The organism is Nonomuraea aridisoli, assembly GCF_003236395.1.
Taxonomy (GTDB): domain Bacteria; phylum Actinomycetota; class Actinomycetes; order Streptosporangiales; family Streptosporangiaceae; genus Nonomuraea; species Nonomuraea aridisoli.
Genome location: NZ_POUD01000044.1, coordinates 1 through 17,201 on the forward strand (window position 1 = coordinate 1; position 17,201 = coordinate 17,201).

Consider the following 17,201-nt stretch of genomic DNA (forward strand, 5'->3'; position numbering starts at 1 on the left):
TACCAAATTCAATCCGCGGAAGATCGTCGGCAGCGTCAGATGGTTATAAGAGACAGCTCCAGAAGGGCCTGGGCCGAACGGGCGTCGCCAGGCCCGTCGCGGGACAGGAGTGTCTCGGCGAGGTGGGCGCGCGCCAGCACCGACCACGGCCGGGCCCGCATGCGGTCAGCCGAACGGTACGCCGCGGTGAGCTCCTCGATCGCCTCGTCCCACCGCTCCTCGGCGGCGTCCACCAGCCCGAGCCAGAAGTCGAACGGCCCGGAGATCTCCCAGCCGAACAGCGCCACCAGCCACCGCCCCCGGTGTGGCGCCAGCAGGGCCCGCGCTCTGGCGCACAGGTCGGCGTCGTGGGTGGCCGCCGCCAGCTCGGCCTGCAGGCGCAGCCAGATGGGCTGGATCATGCCGGACGCGGGTGGTTCGTCGTCGGCGTGGCGGAGGGCCGTGTCGAGGTCGCCGGCGTGCACTGCGGTCAGCGCCTCGAGCAGCGGGACGCAGGGATGGTCGGTGGCCCTGAGCTCGCGCAGCGCCGCCTCCTGCTCGTCGAGCTTGCCCTGCAGCGCCATCAGCGCCCAGCGGTGGTGGGCGAGCATGAAGAGGAACCGATCGTGCCACCCTCCGCGCGGGATGCCCGCGAGCACCTCTTCGGCCTCGGCGAACCGCCCCGCGAGGCCCGCGATGATGCTCACGTCGACGTCGGTGGTCAGGACGTGGTGGAGCCGGTCACTGCGCCGGCCCCTGGCCACGTAGTGGCGGAACTCCTCCAGGTAGCGGGGGTCGCCCTGCTCGATCATGGCGCCCCAGCGCAGGGCGGTGGCGAAGTGTTCGAGGTCGTCGTCGGAGGTGCGCCGGGCCAGCTCGATCAGCTCGCTGGTCAGCGTCATCCGCTCGGCGGCCGTGCCGGGGCCCCAGATGATGTCGTGGTGGGCCCACAGGCCGAACGACAGCGCGTCGTCGTCGCCGCCCTGCTTGGCCCGCGAGACCAGGTGGAGGACCAGGTCGAGCGGAAGGCGTTCGTCGGGCACGGGGCCGCCGCCGATCAGCCGCCGGTGGGCGTCTCTGAGGCGGTCGAGGGCGGTGGTCAGGCCGTAGTGGGTGTGGAAGATCAGCGCGACGCGGGCGGGCAGCTCGGGGTCGTCGGTGGCGTCGGCGATGCGGGCCGCCTCCTCGAGGATGCGTCTCGCCTCGTCGAGCTCGCCGCGGTGGTGCAGCTCCACGCCGAGGTCGACCGCGGCCACGCCGCGCCGGCGCGGGCTCGCCGCGGCGCTCACGGCATAGGCCCTGCGCAGGTGGACGAGCTGCTCGTCGCCCGCGAGCCGCCCGCCGGCCTCGCGCGCGGCGGTCAGCAGCAGGCCGACCGCCCGCTCCGGATCGACGCGGTCACCGGCGAGGTAGGCGTGCCGGGCCAGCTCGCTCGGCAGGGCCGAGCCCTCCAGCGCGGCCAGGGCCGCCGCGTGCAGGTCGCGCGGGTCGTCGAGGGAGTCGTAGAGGGTCTCGCGCACCAGGTCGTGGGCGAACGCGAACGCCCCGCCGCCCCTGGCCACCACCAGCTTGGCGACGACGGCCAGCTCCAGCAGCCGGTCGACGTGAGCGACCGGCGCCCCGGCGGCGGCGGCGAGCGCCTGCCGGTGGAACTCGCGCCCGAGCACGGCGGCGGCGGGCAGCAGCTCCGCCACCGGCTCCGGCAGCAGGGACAGCCGCCGCAGCAGCGCGTCGCGCACGCCGGGGGCGATGACGTCGGCCGAGCCGCCGCTGCGCCACAGCCGCGCGGTCTGCTCGACGAAGAACGGGTTGCCGCCCGTGCGCAGATGAACCTGCTCGACCAGCTCCGGCGGCGGCTCGAAACCGGCGGTGCGGGTCATGAGGGCGGCGACGCCGGGCCGGTCGAACCCGGTGAGCGTGATCGTGGTGGCCTTGGCGACGAGCGGCGACAGCAGGTCGCGCAGCGGGTGGTCGACCGGCTCGACCTCGGCGTCGCGGTAGGTGCCGATCAGCAGCAGCCGCTCGAACCAGGTCTGCCGCGCCGCGAACTCCAGCAACCGCAGCGACGCCGGGTCGGAGGCGTGCAGGTCTTCGATGACGATCACGACCGGGCGGCGCTGGGCCAGCGCGACAAGGGCCGAGGTGACCGCGTCGAACAGCCGGAAGTCGTCGGCGGGAGCCTCCCCCAGCGCCGGCGCCTTCGCCTCGCCGAGCAGCGCGGCCAGGCTGTCACCGCCCTCGGCCGTGGCCGCCGCCCACTCCTCGGGGTCGGCGGCCCGCCGCAGCGCCCGGATGACCTGCACCCACGGCCAGTAGCCGGGCGCGCCGTCGGACTCCCAGCACGCGCCGCCGACCACCAGCGCGCCCCGCTGCCTGGCCTCGCCGGCCGCGCTGGTGACGAGCGTGGTCTTGCCGATGCCGGCCTCGCCGGTGACCAGCACCAGGCCGCCGTGGCTGACGACGACCCGGCTGATCTCGGCACGCAGCAGCGCGGCGGGGTGCTCCCTGCCGATCAGCTCGTGTGCCGCAAGGTCGATGGGCATGACCCTTGCACGCTATCCGGCGGTGCCGACAATTCCCATCGACGCGGGTCCTACCAGGAGACCTTCAGCGACGACAGCCCGTACACGATGCTGAACGTGCGGAAGGCGGCGCCGTCCTCGACCGCGCGCAGGTTGGGGAAGCGCCGGAAGAGGGCCGGGAGGGCGGTCCGCAGCTCCATGCGGGCCAGCGGGGCGCCGATGCAGTGGTGCACGCCGTGGCCGAACGCGAGGTGGCCGGGGGCGCCGCGGGTGAGGTCGAAGCGGTCGGCGTCCGGCAGGAAGCCGGGGTCGCGGTTCGCGGCGGGCAGGGAGCAGAGGACCAGCTCGCCGGCCGGGATGACCTGGCCGCCGACCTCGACCTCCGCGGTCGTGATCTTCGTGGTGCCGTTGTTCACGATGCTGAGCCAGCGCAGCAGCTCCTCCACCGCCGCGTCGATCCGTTCCGGCTCCTTCTTCAGCAGGTCGAGCTGCTCGGGGTGGCGCAGCAGGGCGAGCGTGCCGAGGGAGAGCATGTTGGAGGTGGTCTCGTGGCCGGCGAACAGCAGCAGGCCGCCGATCCCGACCAGCTCGTCGGCCGACAGGTCGTCGCCGTGCTCGCGGACGAGCATGCCGAGCAGGTCGTCGCCGGGGTCGGCCTGGATGCGGGCGACCAGGTCCACCATGTACGCGCGCTGCTCGAACTGGGCCTTCAGGCGGTCCTCGCCGGGCGCCGTCATGTCGAGCATCCGGCCGGTACGCCGCTGGAACCCCTCCCGGTCCTCGTACGGCACCCCCAGCAGCTCGCAGATCACCAGCGACGGGATCGGCAGCGCGAACGCCGGCACCAGGTCGGCGGGCGACCCGGCGGCCTCCATGGCGTCCAGGTGGTCGTCGACGATGCGCTGGATCCGCGGCTCGAGCCGGCGCATCCGGCGGATGGTGAACTCGGGGGTCAGCATCCGCCGGAGCCGCGTGTGCTCGGGCGGGTCGACGCCGAGCAGGTTGCCCGCGCGGACCTGGGCCTTCTGCTCCTCGGTCATCGGAGGCGATCCGGGCAGCCGGGCGACGCCCTGCGGGGCGACCTTGAAGCGCTCGTGGTCGCCGAGCACCTCCCGGACGTCGGCGAAGCGCGTCACCAGCCAGGCGTCGTCGCCGAACACCGTCTTGATCCGCTTGACCCGTTCCTCGTCGCGCGCCGCCGCCAGCTCGGGCGCGGGATCGAACTCCACCCGCCGCATGTGCAGCGGCATCGTGGTCTCGCTCAATGCAATCACCTGGATCCCGGGGGTTTTTGCGTAGCACGCTACTGACCCAGGCCTTGATCCACTAGTGCGATCTTCGAGGGAAATGCGGCTTACGTCACCCGGCGGTCGTGTCCCACACGATGAGGCGGTCCCACCACTGGCCGAGACGGTCGAGCAGGGCCGCGTCGCGTCCGCCGCTCTCGACGTAGCCGACGACGGCGAGGCGGGAGTAGACCGCCGACATGGTGCCGCGCCCGGACCCGTCGAACCAGCCGCCGCGGCGGAAGTCCTCGCCGCCCGTCGAGGGGAACGCGGCGCGTTCGAGGTCCATCCACGGGAAGCTCGCCGGCACGGGGAGCTGCACGGCCTCGATGAAGTCGTGGGTGTAGCGGATCTTGGCGTCCAGCCCCTCCCGGAACCTCGCCGGGTTCAGGACCTCGGGGCGGGGCGCGCCGGTCCAGTACGCCTCGGCCCACGACGACGACCTCGGGACGGTCACCCCGCTGTCGCGTACGGCGCGCAGCACGCTGCCGAGCTGGGCGATCGCGTTCGGCGACCAGCCGTACGTGATGAGGTAGGGCTGCTCGCCGCCCTCGTCGCCGATGACGTACTCGGCCCCGTCGAGCGGGAAGCCGGCCGGGGCGCCCGCGTACACGAGGGTCGGGTCGATGGCGGTGGTGCCGAGCAGCTGCCGGGTGCCCGCGGCGGCGGCGTCGTTGTACGCGCCGTCGTGGAAACGTCCGAAGCCCTTGGCCAGCGCCCTGATGGCCTCGTACTGGTCGAGGGAGAGCATCGCGAGCGCCCAGGTGGAGACGTCCCAGGTGCCCATGCTGCCGTCGTCGCCGGTGATCAGATGGGGGAACGCGCCGGTGAAGCGGTCGGCGCCGAACCTGCCGGCCGCCTCCTGGCGGGTGAACTGGAGCTGGACGAGCCGGTCGAGCAGGACGCGGGCGGCGGCGTCGAAGCGCGCCGGGTCGGCCTCGCTGCGGCCCCGGCGGCGGCGAGGAGGGGTAACTGGAGAGCGTGACGGCGGGACAGATGCACGGCCATTTCCTCTTTCCGGTCCGGTCCGAAATTGGAGGTTAGTGGGCCGTGAATCCGGTCGGCAAGGGGTCGTCGCAGGCCCTACGACAGCGGGAACATGCCTGCCATCATGGGCGACCATGAACCTGGATACCCCAATTCCCACCTCGGTGCCCGTGTTGGTGGCCGGAGGAGGTCCCGTCGGCCTCGCGACCGCCGTGGAGCTGCGCCATCACGGCGTACGCTGCCTGGTCGTCGAACCCCGCGAGTCGGTGTCATGGCTGCGGCCGCGCGCGAAGACGACCTCGGCCCGCACGATGGAGCTGCTGCGCAGATGGGGGCTGGCGGAGACCTTACGCTCGCGGGCGCCACTGCCGGTGTCGTGGTCCCAGGAGGCGGTCTTCGTCACCAACCTGCTCGGGCGGGAGATCACCCGGATCGGCGCCTGCTTCGGACTCGACCTGGTCGGCTCCGACCTGGCCGCCGAGCCCGGCCAGCAGGCGCCGCAGCCGCTGGTGGAGGAGGTGCTGCGCGAGGCCGTCGGCGACGCGCTGCTGACGGGCTGGCAGGTGAGCGGCCTCAGCGAGGACGCCGACGGGGTCACCGTACGGATCGCGCCGGCCGGTGGTGGCGAGGAGCGCGAGATCCGGGCCCAGTACGTCGTCGGCTGCGACGGCCCGCGCAGCGTGACCCGGGCCGCCATCGGCGCCCGCTACGAGGGCCGCCAGGACGAGCGGCCCAACTTCAACATCGTCTTCCGCGCCCCCGGGCTCGCCGACCGCATCCCGCACGGGCCCGCCGTGCACTACTGGGTGCTCGACCCGGCCCAGCCCGGCATCGTCGGCCGTCTCGACCTGAAGGAGACGTGGTGGTGCATCGCGCAGGGCGTGCGGGCCGAGAACGCCGACCCCGTGCGGCTGCTGCGCACCCTGGCCGGCGCCGACATCGACGTGGAGATCCTGGCCACCGACCCGTGGACGGCGCGGATGCTGCTGGCCGACCGGTACGGAAGCGAGCGGGTGTTCCTGGCCGGTGACGCGGCCCACCAGAACCCGCCCTTCGGCGGCCACGGCTTCAACACGGGCGTCGGGGACGCGGTCAACATCGGCTGGAAGCTGGCCGCCGTGCTCAAGGGCTGGGCGCCGGCCCGGCTGCTGGCGACGTACGAGAGCGAGCGCCGCCCGATCGCGGCCGACACCATCGAGGAGGCCGCCAGGAACATGGCCACCGGCGCTCCGGAGCTGGCGAATCCGGCGCTGATGGGCGACGAGGCCGCGTTCGAGGAGGTGCAGCCGGCGGTCGCGAAGGCGGTGCTGCGCACCAAGGACAGCGAGTTCCACAGCCTCGACCTGGTGCTCGGCTACACGTACGCGGACTCGCCGATCGTCTCCCCGGGCGCGGGCGAACGGCTCCCCCACCGCTGGCTCGCCCCCGGCGACTCCCTCTACGACCGCCTGGGCCCCGGCTTCACCCTCCTCGGCGACCAGAGCTCACCTGAGGCCGCCGTGGTCACCGCCGAGGCCCACGCCCTGGGCGTCCCCCTCCACGTCGCCGGCGTCCCGGACGAGCCCCTCACCCTCGTCCGCCCCGACCAGCACGTCGCCTGGCGCGGCGGCTCCCCCCAGGGCGCCCTCCACCGCGCCCTGGCCCACACCCTCTGACTGCGTGGGACAGCCCGCGTCGTCGAACAGCCCTTGAGGGGTCCCAACGGTGACGGCGCGGGCGATCCAGCTTTTGAGCCGCTCGACATCGATGCAGGAGAGGATCCGGCCCCGGACGTCCGCCGGCACGTCGATCTCCCGCACATCGAACAGCAGCAACACCGCACTGGCCATGCCTGCGGCCCTATCTCCGGCGTCGCCGAACAGCTCTTCAAGGTCCCGGACGATGGCGGCGCGCGCGACCCAAATCTCCAGCTGCCCGAGATCCGCGCACGCGGTGATCCGCGCACGCGCCTCCTCCGGCACCTCGATCCCCCGAGCAGCGAGCACCAGCAACACCGACTTGGCCTTACCTTCCGCTTTTCCTTCCGCTTTTCCTTCCGCTAGTCCGTCGGCCTTGCCGTGGCCGTAGTGCTCGCGGGCGAAGGGGCTGTAGACCGGCCAAGCAGTGGATGTCATGAAACTCCTCCAGAAGGCAGCCGGCTCAACCCTCGTCGCCGAACAGGTCGTCGATGCTCTGGACGATGGCGGCGCGGGCGACCCACGTCTCCAGCTGCGTGAGATCCGTGCACGTGGTGATCCGCGCCCGGACCTCCTCCGGCAGCTCGATGCCCCGAGCGCTGAGCACCGTCAGCACCGACTCGGCCTTACCTTCCGCTTTTCCTTCCGCTTTTCCTTCCGCTAGTCCGTCGGCCTTGCCGTGGCCGTAGTGCTCGCGGGCGAAGGGGCTGTAGACGGGCCAGGCAGTGGACGACATGATTTCCTCCATGAGGCGACGGAGCTCGGGCGAGGACATGCTGTACGCGTATTCATAGTACTTCGGAGAGTGATCGTCGGGCCTGTCGGAAAGCGCGTCGGCGAACGCCTCGACCACCTTCCGGTTGTTGCGTCCGTGCACCATGACAGACATGGCGGACAGGTGCAGCTGGGCGGCGGCCTGCTTCGGATCGATGATGACGGGAATGCCGTCCGGGCCCAGCACCCATGGCGTGGGACGGTAACCGCCGAGCCCCGACTCGATCGTTCGGGCGTAGTAGGCGGCGACCCCCTGCTCAGGGCAGATGACCAGAACGGTGACGTCGCATCCCAGGTGCAACCAGACGGCGGCGGCATAGCGGGCGAGTTGGCGGGGGAGCTTGGACTTGTCCTGCTGGACCTCCACGACGATGGCGTGTGCGGGGGTCTGCGGAGCTCCCATGACGACGACCACATCGGGCTCGATGTCATCGGAATTGCGGGTGTTGAAGGTGTTCTTCTCCAATCGCAGGAGTGGGGTGTCGGGTAGCTCGGCTCCCATGAGGTCGCACAGGATGTCCACCGCCAACTGAGGGCGGTCTTGGAAGAGCTGGACGAGAGCGTCATGTCTGGGGGATGGCATGCCACTCATTGTCACGTAGCAGACACGGATAGCGACTCTCGCCATCGGGGCGGAGGAGGAAGCTTCCGCCTCAGAGTGAAAGAGGTTGCACCACACCTCTTCTCCATTGGAGCCCGACACGCCGCCGGCGGCTTTGCGGGCAGCGAGCCCAGGCCTGGGCGGCTCGTGGGCGCGGGTGAGCCGTCGAACGACTGGTACAATTTCCGGTACCAGAGTTCGTGGAGGCTTCTGATGTCCATCACCGCTAGCGAAGCCCGGCGTAGGCTGTTCCCCCTCATCGACGAGGTCAACGACGACGGCGCTCCCGTAGAGATCGTCGCCAAGAACAACCGCGCCTACCTCGTGCCCGCCGCCGAGTACGAAGCGCTGGTGGAGACCGCGCACCTGCTGCGCTCCCCGGCCAACGCACGCCGGCTCATCGCCTCCTACCAGAAGGCCCTGGAGGGCCGCCACGAGATCCGCGACCTCATCGACCCCGACGAGCGGTCGTGAAGCTGGCCTTCACTCCCGAGGGCTGGGAGGACTACACGTCCTGGCTCGCCTCCGACCGGCAGGTGCTGAAACGGATCAACCGGCTCATCGACGACGCGCTGCGGGACCCCTACGAAGGCATCGGAAAGCCTGAACCACTCCAACACGCCCTCCAAGGAGCCTGGTCCCGAAGGATCACCGAGGAACACCGCCTCGTCTACCTGCCGTATGACGACGAACTGATCATCATTCAGGCCCGCTACCGCTACTGAGTCTTCGGTCGATGATGGGCAGGTTACGCTGACCGCATGCGTGTTGTGGTGATCGGCGGTAGTGGCCATATCGGGACGTATCTCATTCCCCGGCTGGTCGAGGCGGGGCATGATGTCGTCAACGTGAGCCGGGGGAAGCGGGAGCCGTACAGTCCGCATGGGGCCTGGCAGCGGGTCACGACGGTGACGGCCGATCGGGAGGCCGAGGAGGGTGACGGGACGTTCGGGCGGCGGATCGCCGAGCTCGAGGGCGACGTCGTCATCGACCTGATCTGTTTCACGCAGGACAGTGCGCGGGCGCTGGCCGAGGCGTTGAGCGGGAAAGTCCGGCACTTCTTGCATTGCGGGACGATCTGGACGCATGGCCCGAGCACGCAGGTGCCGACCCCGGAAGACGCCAGGAAGCGGCCCTTCGGCGAGTACGGCATCCAGAAGGCGGCCATCGAGGCGTACCTGCTCGACCGGGCCCACCGCGACGGTTTCCCGGTCACGATCATCCATCCGGGCCACATCACCGGCCCGGGATGGGTGCCGGTCAACCCGGCCGGCAACGTGAACCCGGCAGTCTTCCAGACGCTGGCCGACGGTGAGGAGCTGGCGCTGCCCAACTTCGGCATGGAGACCGTCCACCACGTGCACGCCGACGACGTGGCCAGGCTGTTCATGGACGCCATGGCGAGCCGCTCGGCCGCCGTCGGCGAGAGCTTCCACTCCGTGGCCGCCACCGCCCTGACGCTGCGCGGTTACGCCGAGGCGGTGGCGGGCTGGTTCGGCCGCGAGGCGAACCTGACGTTCCTGCCCTGGGAGCGGTGGCGGGCCACGGTGTCCGAGCGGGACGCCGAGATCACCTACGACCACATCGCCCACAGCCCCAACTGCTCGATGGAGAAGGCCGAGCGGCTGCTGGGCCACCGGCCCAGGTACACGCCGCTCGAAGCCGTCTCCGAAGCCGTCGACTGGCTGGTCAGGTCGGGTGTGATCACTCGGTAGTGGGCGGACCGAACTGCGCGCGGGTGTCGATCACTTCGCCGATCAGCTCCCACCGCTCGCCCTTGAACTCCATGAGCTGCATCGACTCGATCGGGAAGCCGTCGTCGGGCCCGGTCTTCATCGTGATGCCGGGCAGCAGCATCGGCACCTCGACGTTGTCGAGGTTGCGCACGGAGTCGCGCAGGCCCTCACGGGTCGGGCAGGCCGCCGCGTCCATGGCCTTGTGGAAACTGCTCGCCGCCGCCCAGCCGAAGGCGTGGTAGGGGATGTTCGGGTCCTTGCCGGCGGCGTACTGCTGCATCTTCTGCTTGTACAGCTTCATCTCCGCGTCGTCGTCCCACGTCGGGTCGTTCGGGTCCTTGTAGTACGTGGCGGACATGACGCCCTGGACGTTCTCGAAGCCGACCGGTTCGAGGACGGTGCGGGAGGCGGCGACGTTGTTGACGATGTGCAGCGGGTTCCACCGGGTGTTCTTGGCGTCGGCGGCCAGCGCCAGCGCGCCGAACTTGGGCGTGGTGATGTTCAGGAACACGTCGGCGCCCGACTCGGCGAGGTTGCCCATCTGGGCGTCCACGGTGGGGTCGGCGACCTCGTAGCTCTGCTCGGCCACGACCTGGATCCCGGTGCCCTCGATGGCCTTCTTGAAGCCGCCGAGCAGGTCCTTGCCGAAGTCGTCGTTCTGGTAGAGCGCGGCGACCTTGGCCTCGGGCTTCTCGTCCTTGAGGTACTGCGCGTACACGCGGGCCTCGGAGACGTAGTCGGGCTGCCAGCCGATCGTCCACGGGTGCTCGGTGTTGGAGCCCCACTGGGAGGCGCCGGTGGCGACGAAGACCTGCGGCACCTTGCGCTGGTTGGTGTAGTCCCAGACCGCCGTGGTCGACGGGGTGCCGAGCGTCTGGAACAGGGCGAAGACCTGCTCCTGCTCGACGAGCCTGCGGGCCTCCTCGACGGCCTTGGGCGGGCTGTAGCCGTCGTCGCGCACGACGAACTCGACCTTGCGCCCGTCGATGCCGCCCTGCTCGGCGTTGACGTAGTCGAAGTAGGCCTTGATGCCGGTCGGGATGTCGCCGTAGGCCGAGGCGGGGCCGGACAGCGGGTAGATGCCGCCCAGCTTGATGCTGGTGTCGGTGATGCCGGTGGTCTGCTGGCCCGCGCACTGGCCCGCCGCGGCCGTTCCCCCTCCGGCGGCGGTCTCACCGCCGCTGTCCCGCCCCCCGCAGGCGGCGACGGCGAGCAGGAGCAGCGCCGTGCAGCCGATCGCAGATACTCGCATCCCTTTACTCCTTCTTCCGGGGAATCTTCTTGATCAGGCGGCCGGCGAGACCGGCCAGGCCCGTCGGGGCGACGTACATCACCGCGATGATCAGCAGGCCGAAGATGACGCCGGGCGCGGCGTCGTTGATGTCCTGCGAGATGCTCGGTACGAACATCACGAACAGACCCCCGAGCACCGGTCCCGACAGCGAGCCGAGCCCGCCGACGACGATGCCGGCCAGCAGGTTGATCGAGAGGTTCACCGTGAACGAGTCCGGCGAGACGAATCCGATCACCCACGTGTAGACGGAGCCCGCGACGCCGGCGAGCATGGCGCTCCAGGCGAAGGCGAGCGTCTTGTAGAACGACAGCCGCACGCCCATGACCTCGGCGGCGATCTCGTTGTCCCTGACGGCGTGCAGCGCCCGCCCGACCCGCGACCGCAGCAGGCTCGCGACCAGCAGGAACGCTCCGACGGCGACGATCAGGGCGATGAAGTAGAGCCACTGGTCCTCGGCCAGCCCGGTCCAGGCGGGCGGCTGCGGCTTGGCCAGGGTCAGGCCCATGGAGCCGCCGGTCAGCTCCTCGAACCGCTTGAGCAGCGGCACCAGGAAGATCGCGATGGCGAGGGTGACGAGCGCCAGGTAGAGGCCGCGCAGCCGCATGGCGGGCACCCCGAGCCCCAGCCCGATCAGGAACGCCACCGCGGCCGCGACGGGCAGGGTCAGCGGGTACGGCAGCGCCTCCCGCTCCATGAGGATGGCCGCGGTGTAGGCCCCGATGGCGAAGAAGGCGCCGTGGCCGAGCGAGATCTGACCGGCGTGGCCGACCAGGAGGTTGAGCCCGAGCAGCGCCACCGCGTACACCAGCACCATGGTGAGCTGGAAGACGTAGAAGGGGGCGAGCTGGAAGGGCGCGTAGACGGCGAGCACGAGGAGCACGGCGAGCGCGCCCCACCGCCACCGCGCGACGGCCGAGGTCCTCACCGGCGCGGGCGGCGCCGAGGTCTTCTCGTCCGTCTTCGTCGATTCGGTCATGCGCGTTCCACCGCCGCTCGTCCGAAGAGTCCCTGGGGCCGCAGCAGCAGGACGGCGAGGATGATCAGCAGCGGGACGCCGATCTTCAGGTCGGACCCGATGAAGCCGACGTACGCCCCGGCGAGCGTCTCGGCGACGCCGACGACGAGCCCGCCGACGACGGCTCCCACGGGGCTGTCGAAGCCGCCGAGCGTGGCCGCGGCGAAGGCGTAGATGAGGACGCCCGCCATCATGTTCGGCTCCAGGAAGAGCAGCGGCGCGACCAGCACCCCGGACACGGCGCCGACGGTGGCGGCCAGGCCCCAGCCGAGAGCGAGCGTCCAGCCGACGCGGATGCCGACCAGCCGCGCCGAGGCGGGGTTGGTGGCCACCGCCCGCATCCCGAGCCCGATCTTGGTGTGCTGGAAGAGGAGGTAGAGCAGGCCCATGACCAGCGCCACCACGCCGAGCACGCCGAGCGTGGAGAAGTTCACGGTGACGGCGCCGAGTTCGAGCGCGCCGCCGGGAAACGGGTTCGGGAAGTCCTTGATGAGGAACGTCCAGATCCAGCCGGCGGCGGCGTTGACGAAGATGAACAGGCCGACGGTGACGATCACGATGGTGAGCTCGGGCGCCCCCTCGACAGGCCGGATGACGACCCGTTCGATGAGCATCCCGCCCACGAACGAGACGACCAGCGTGATGACGAGCGCCAGCCAGAACGACATCCCGGCGGCCACCAGCGTCCAGGCGACGTACGTGGAGAACATCGCCAGCTCGCCCTGCGCGAAGTTGACGATCCCGGTGAACTGGTAGATGAGCACCAGGGCCAGCGCGAGACTGGCGTAGATGGCGCCCGCGCCCAGCCCGGTGACGATCTGCTGGAGGAATCCGGCCATCGCGCTACACCCGGTACCCGAGGTAGGACTGCGCGACCTGCTCGTCGGCCCTGATGTCCTCGGCCGTCCCGGACAGGACGATCCGCCCGGTCTCCAGGACGTGCGCCTGCTGGGCGATGCCGAGAGCGAGATGGGCGTTCTGCTCGACGACGACCACGGTGGTCTGCTCCTCTGCGTTGATGGCCTGGACGATGCGGAACAGCTCCCGGGTGACCAGCGGGGCCAGGCCGAGCGACGGCTCGTCGAGCAGCAGCAGCCGGGGCCGCAGCATGAGCGCCCGGCCGAGGGCCAGCATCTGCTGCTCGCCGCCGCTGAGACTGCCGGCCTCCTGCTTGAGCCGGGTCTTCAGGACCGGGAAATAGGTGAAGATGCGTTCGAGGTCGGCCTCGACCTCGGCCCGCCCGCGCCGGACGAACGCGCCGAGGCGCAGGTTGTCCTCGACGGTCAGCGGCATGAACGTGCCGCGCCCCTCGGGCACGTGGGCGACGCCGAGCCGGGCGACGGTGTCGGGCGAGCGCCCGGCCAGTTCCGTGCCGCCGAGCGTGGCCGTGCCGCGCGTCCTGACCATGCCGGACAGGGCCCGCAGCAACGTCGTCTTGCCGGCGCCGTTGGGGCCGAGGATCGCGCAGACCTCGCCCTGCCTGACGGTGAAGCTGACGCCGTGCAGCACGCGGACGTCGCCGTACCCGGCGACCAGGCCGTCCACCACGAGGTCGCTCATGCCGCCGTCCCCAGGTACGCCTCGATGACGGCGGGGTCGCGCTGCACCTCGGCCGGCGGCCCTTCGGCGATCTTGCGGCCGAAGTCGAGGCAGACGATGCGCTCGCAGATCCCCATGACGAACCCCATGTGGTGCTCCACCACGATCACCGTCAGGTCGTACTCGGTGCGGATGGCGCCGAGCGTGCCGGCGAACTCCTCGACCTCGGCCGAGTTGAGGCCGTTCACCGGCTCGTCGAGGAGCAGCAGGCGGGGGCGGCCGATGAGCGCGCGGGCCAGTTCGACGCGCTTGAGCGTGCCGAACGGCAGGCCGGTCGCCGGATGATCGGCCACCGCCGTCAGGCCAAGCCGCTCCAGCACGGCGTCGGCGTCCTCGCGCAGGGCGCGCTCCTCGCGGCGCACGCCGGGCAGCCGCAGCGCGGCGGAGACGAAGCCGGCGCGGCCCCGGGGGTGCGCGCCGACCAGCACGTTGTCGCGTACGGACAGGCGCGGGAACAGGCCGAGGTTCTGGAACGTCCTGGCGATGCCGAGCCCGGCGATGGCGTGCGGGGCGAGGGCGGTCAGGTCGCGGTCCTCGTAGGCGATGGTGCCCGAGTCGGCGTCGTAGCGGCGGGTCAGGCAGTTGAACAGGGTGGTCTTGCCGGCGCCGTTCGGGCCGATGAGCCCCACCATCTCGCCGCGGCCCACCTCGAATCCGACGCCGTCCAGCGCGGTGATGCCGCCGAAGCGAACGGTGAGATCATGCACCTCCAGCATCCGGCCTCCTGGAGAACAATGTTCTGAATTGCGCTCAGCGTAGGAGCCGCCCGTCAAAGGCCGCATTGGGCACGGTCACCCAAGATGTTTCAGGCGAGTTGTCCTCTGAGCACAGCGTCTGTCTCGGACCGGTTACGACCCGTTGACCGTCCGGCAATGGGCATGGATCATCCCGGGCATGTCCACTGGTTCGCGTACCGTGGAAGCCGCCGTACGCGCGGAACGCACTCGCATCCTCTCCGAGCTGCTCGACGATCTGCCGAAGCTGGCCGACGCCGCCGTCGCGACGATGCGCGAGGAGATCCCCGCCTACGAGGCGCAGGGGCCGGCCTTCCACGCCGACGTCCGCGACCAGGTGGCCAGGCACTACCGGGCCAAGCTCGGCGTGCTGCTGGAGGAGCGCACGGTGACGTACGAGGACATCGCCTTCACCCGCCGCGCCGCCATGCGCCGGGCCAGGGCCGGGGTGGCGCTGGCCGACTACATCAACGCCTTCCGGGTCGGGCAGCAGGTGTTCTGGGAGGCGGTCGTCGAGCGGGCCGGGCACACCTACGCCGGCCGCGAGGCGGCGCTGGCCCTGGCCACCCCCTTGATGCGCTACTGCGACTTCGCCAGCACGCACGCGGCCAACGCGTACATGGAGTTCCAGCAGTACGCGGCGGCCGAGGCCGTGCGTGAGAGCCGTGACCTGCTGGAGACGCTGCTGGCCGGGGCCGTGCCCACCCGGGGCAGGGAGCTGGCCGCCGCGCAGGCGCACGGCCTGGCCCCCGACGCCCGCACGCCGCTGCTGGTGGTGACCGCGGTGCTGGCCGGCCCGCCGAACGAGGTGACGACAGGGCCCGACCGCGGCGCCGACGCCCGGCACGCCGCCTGCGCGGCCATCGCCAGGACCGGCGGGAACGGCACCCGCACCCTGTCGGTCGTCCGCCAGTCGGAGATCGTGGCCATCCCCGTGCTCGGCCCCGGCACCGCCCCGGAGGAGCTCTGCGACCGGCTGCAGGCGGTGCTGGACAGCCTGGCCGCCGAGGGCATCCGGCTCGCGATGGGCATCAGCACGGTGTCGTTCGGCACCGCGCAGATCCCGCAGGCCTACCAGGAGGCCAGGGCCGTGCTCGACTTCGTGCCGGAGGAGGGCGGGGTGGCGGCGCTGCCGCGGATCACGCCGTTCCAGTATCTGGCGCTGAAGGCCGACGACACCGCCCGCCATCTGGTGGACCCGCGCATCACGGCGCTGCTCGCGGAGGACCGCGCCCGCGGCGGCGTGCTGACCGCCACGATCAGGGCGTTCGCCGCCGCCGACCTCAACCTGCGGGCCGCGGCCGAGCGGCTGCAGATCCATCCGAACACCGCCCAATACCGCTTACGCCGCATCCAGGAGCGCACCGGGCGGAGCCTGCGGTCGATCAACGATCTCGTCGAGTTGCTCGTCGCGATCGCGTTGCAGGACTCGCTCCCCACCAATGACGGCCGGGAAAGACTGGCCACCGCGACCAATGAGGGCCGTGGGAGAGCGGACGTACGGTCTTCCCATGAACCTCGCTGACCGGCTCCAGGCGGCCGCCGAACGGCTCGGCGGCAGGGCGGTTCTCACGCTCGACGAGGCGGAGCTCACCTACGGCGCGCTCGAGGAGCTGAGCGCCCGCCTGGCGGGACTGCTGCGGTGCCGCGGGATCGGCGCCGGCGACCGGGTCGCGATCATGTTGCCGAACGTGCCCGAGTTCGGCGTCGTCTACTACGGGGTGCTGCGGGTGGGGGCCGTCGTGGTCCCGCTCGACCCGCTGCTGAAGCGGCGCGAGATCGCCGCGTACCTGGGGGACTGCGGGGCGCGGCTGTTGATCGCCTGGCACGCGTTCGCGGAGACGGCCGAGGCCGGCTCGTCGGGCACGAAGGCCGACTGCTTCTTCGTGGTGCCGGAGGAGTTCCGGCGCGTGCTGCGCGGCGTGCCGGCCGAGCGGGAGATCGTCTCCATGGCGCCCGGCGACACCGCGGTCATCCACTACACCTCCGGCACGACCGGGCGGCCCAAGGGCATCGAGCTGACCCACGCCAACCTCGGCGGCAACGCGGCCACGGTGGCGCGCATGCACGCGCTCGGCGTGGACGACGTGGTGCTGGGGGCGCTGCCGCTCTACCACACGTTCGGGCAGACGTGCTCGCTGAACGCGACCGTGCAGGCGGGCGCGCGGCTGACGCTGCTGCGGCGCTTCGAGGCGGGGCGGGCGCTGGAGGTGATCAGGCGCGACGGGGTGACGGTCTTCCAGGGTGTGCCGACCATGTTCATCGCGCTGCTCGACCACCCGGGGGCGTCCGACATGTCGATGTTGCGGGTCTGCGCCTCGGGCGGCGCGGCGCTGCCGCTCGACGTGCTCCGCGCGTACGAGACCCGGTTCGGCTGCGAGATCGTCGAGGGGTACGGGCTGAGCGAGACGTCCCCGGTGAGCGCGACCAACCGGGGCGGCCGGCACCGGCGACCCGGCTCGATCGGCTGGCCGATCAGGGGCGTCGAGATGAGGGTCGTCGACGAGGAGGGCCGCGAGACGCCCACGGGCGAGATCGGCGAGATCGTGGTGCGCGGCCCCAACGTCATGAAGGGCTATTGGAACGACCCCGAGGCCACCGCCGAGGCCGTCCGCGACGGCTGGTTCCACACCGGCGACCTCGGCCGGGTCGACGAGGACGGCTACTTCTTCCTCGTCGACCGCCGCCGCGACGTGATCATCCGCGGCGGCTACACGGTCTATCCGCGCGAGGTCGAGGAGGTCCTGTACGAGCACCCGGCGGTGCGGCAGGCCGCCGTCATCGGCGTGCCCCACCCCGAGCTGGGCGAGGAGATCGAGGCCGTGGTGGCCCTGCGGGCGCCGGTGAGCGCGGGCGACCTGCGCGACTTCGTACGGGAGCGGGTGGCGGCGTACAAGTATCCGCGGCACGTTTCGTTCGTGGACGAGCTGCCGATGAGCGCCACCGGGAAGATCCTCAAGCGTGCCCTCACCCGTCCGGCGCCGAGTCCGCGCTGACG

Annotated in this window: 15 protein-coding genes; 6 read left to right on the forward strand and 9 right to left on the reverse strand. The window is 71.2% G+C overall.

Going from position 1 to position 17,201, the window contains the following annotated elements; genetic code table 11:
* Positions 1 to 35 precede the first annotated feature (35 nt).
* The 3 genes from C1J01_RS54270 to C1J01_RS13320 form a co-directional block, all read right to left on the reverse strand.
* Positions 36 to 2,522, reverse strand: coding sequence for an ATP-binding protein (locus tag C1J01_RS54270; protein WP_111179262.1), 2,487 nt, complete (start codon positions 2,520 to 2,522; stop codon positions 36 to 38).
* A 50-nt stretch (positions 2,523 to 2,572) separates the two neighbouring features.
* On the reverse strand, positions 2,573 to 3,766 hold the full coding sequence (locus C1J01_RS13315; protein ID WP_235854416.1) for a cytochrome P450: 1,194 nt from the start codon (positions 3,764 to 3,766) through the stop codon (positions 2,573 to 2,575).
* A gap of 94 nt (positions 3,767 to 3,860) precedes the next feature.
* The gene (locus tag C1J01_RS13320) at positions 3,861 to 4,574 is read right to left on the reverse strand and encodes a hypothetical protein (RefSeq protein WP_111179264.1); all 714 of its coding nucleotides are present in this window, start codon (positions 4,572 to 4,574) and stop codon (positions 3,861 to 3,863) included.
* Between the two features lie 334 nt (positions 4,575 to 4,908).
* Between C1J01_RS13320 and C1J01_RS13325 the strand changes: the two genes are divergently transcribed.
* Positions 4,909 to 6,429: an FAD-dependent monooxygenase gene (locus C1J01_RS13325; RefSeq protein ID WP_235854417.1), complete on the forward strand. Its 1,521-nt coding sequence runs from the start codon at positions 4,909 to 4,911 to the stop codon at positions 6,427 to 6,429.
* A gap of 484 nt (positions 6,430 to 6,913) precedes the next feature.
* On the opposite strand, the gene C1J01_RS13335 is transcribed toward C1J01_RS13325, so the two are convergent.
* Positions 6,914 to 7,747, reverse strand: a complete 834-nt coding sequence (locus C1J01_RS13335) for an RpnC/YadD family protein (protein ID WP_235854419.1) — start codon at positions 7,745 to 7,747, stop codon at positions 6,914 to 6,916.
* 291 nt (positions 7,748 to 8,038) lie between these two features.
* On the opposite strand from C1J01_RS13335, the gene C1J01_RS13340 reads away from it, so the two are divergent.
* From C1J01_RS13340 to C1J01_RS13350, 3 genes are read left to right on the forward strand one after another with little or no spacing between them, the layout of a single operon-like run.
* Entirely contained in the window at positions 8,039 to 8,299 is a 261-nt protein-coding gene (locus C1J01_RS13340; protein WP_111179265.1) for a type II toxin-antitoxin system Phd/YefM family antitoxin, read from the forward strand.
* Positions 8,296 to 8,550 carry a Txe/YoeB family addiction module toxin gene (locus tag C1J01_RS13345; protein ID WP_111179266.1) on the forward strand — a complete coding sequence of 85 codons (255 nt, stop codon included), beginning with the start codon at positions 8,296 to 8,298 and terminating at the stop codon, positions 8,548 to 8,550. The genes C1J01_RS13340 and C1J01_RS13345 overlap by 4 nt, the downstream gene beginning before the upstream one ends.
* Before the next feature lie 36 nt (positions 8,551 to 8,586).
* Entirely contained in the window at positions 8,587 to 9,540 is a 954-nt protein-coding gene (locus C1J01_RS13350; protein ID WP_111179267.1) for an NAD-dependent epimerase/dehydratase family protein, read from the forward strand.
* On the opposite strand, the gene C1J01_RS13355 is transcribed toward C1J01_RS13350, so the two are convergent.
* From C1J01_RS13355 to C1J01_RS13375, 5 genes are read right to left on the reverse strand one after another with little or no spacing between them, the layout of a single operon-like run.
* Positions 9,530 to 10,813, reverse strand: a complete 1,284-nt coding sequence (locus C1J01_RS13355; RefSeq protein ID WP_111179268.1) for an ABC transporter substrate-binding protein — start codon at positions 10,811 to 10,813, stop codon at positions 9,530 to 9,532. The genes C1J01_RS13350 and C1J01_RS13355 overlap by 11 nt on opposite strands.
* Before the next feature lie 4 nt (positions 10,814 to 10,817).
* Positions 10,818 to 11,831 (reverse strand): branched-chain amino acid ABC transporter permease, encoded by a 1,014-nt coding sequence (locus C1J01_RS13360; protein WP_111179269.1) that lies wholly within the window; start codon positions 11,829 to 11,831, stop codon positions 10,818 to 10,820.
* Positions 11,828 to 12,709, reverse strand: coding sequence for a branched-chain amino acid ABC transporter permease (locus tag C1J01_RS13365; protein WP_111179270.1), 882 nt, complete (start codon positions 12,707 to 12,709; stop codon positions 11,828 to 11,830). The genes C1J01_RS13360 and C1J01_RS13365 overlap by 4 nt, the downstream gene beginning before the upstream one ends.
* A 4-nt stretch (positions 12,710 to 12,713) precedes the next feature.
* Positions 12,714 to 13,430 carry an ABC transporter ATP-binding protein gene (locus tag C1J01_RS13370; protein ID WP_111179271.1) on the reverse strand — a complete coding sequence of 239 codons (717 nt, stop codon included), beginning with the start codon at positions 13,428 to 13,430 and terminating at the stop codon, positions 12,714 to 12,716.
* On the reverse strand, positions 13,427 to 14,185 hold the full coding sequence (locus tag C1J01_RS13375) for an ABC transporter ATP-binding protein (RefSeq protein WP_111179272.1): 759 nt from the start codon (positions 14,183 to 14,185) through the stop codon (positions 13,427 to 13,429). Before C1J01_RS13375 ends, C1J01_RS13370 begins: the two co-directional genes overlap by 4 nt.
* Before the next feature lie 178 nt (positions 14,186 to 14,363).
* Here C1J01_RS13375 and C1J01_RS13380 point away from each other — a divergent pair, with 178 nt between their 5' ends.
* Together C1J01_RS13380 and C1J01_RS13385 are read left to right on the forward strand one after the other, a co-directional pair.
* Positions 14,364 to 15,728 (forward strand): PucR family transcriptional regulator, encoded by a 1,365-nt coding sequence (locus C1J01_RS13380; RefSeq protein WP_111179273.1) that lies wholly within the window; start codon positions 14,364 to 14,366, stop codon positions 15,726 to 15,728.
* Positions 15,715 to 17,199 (forward strand): long-chain-fatty-acid--CoA ligase, encoded by a 1,485-nt coding sequence (locus C1J01_RS13385; RefSeq protein WP_111179274.1) that lies wholly within the window; start codon positions 15,715 to 15,717, stop codon positions 17,197 to 17,199. The genes C1J01_RS13380 and C1J01_RS13385 overlap by 14 nt, the downstream gene beginning before the upstream one ends.
* The last annotated feature ends 2 nt before the right edge of the window (positions 17,200 to 17,201 follow it).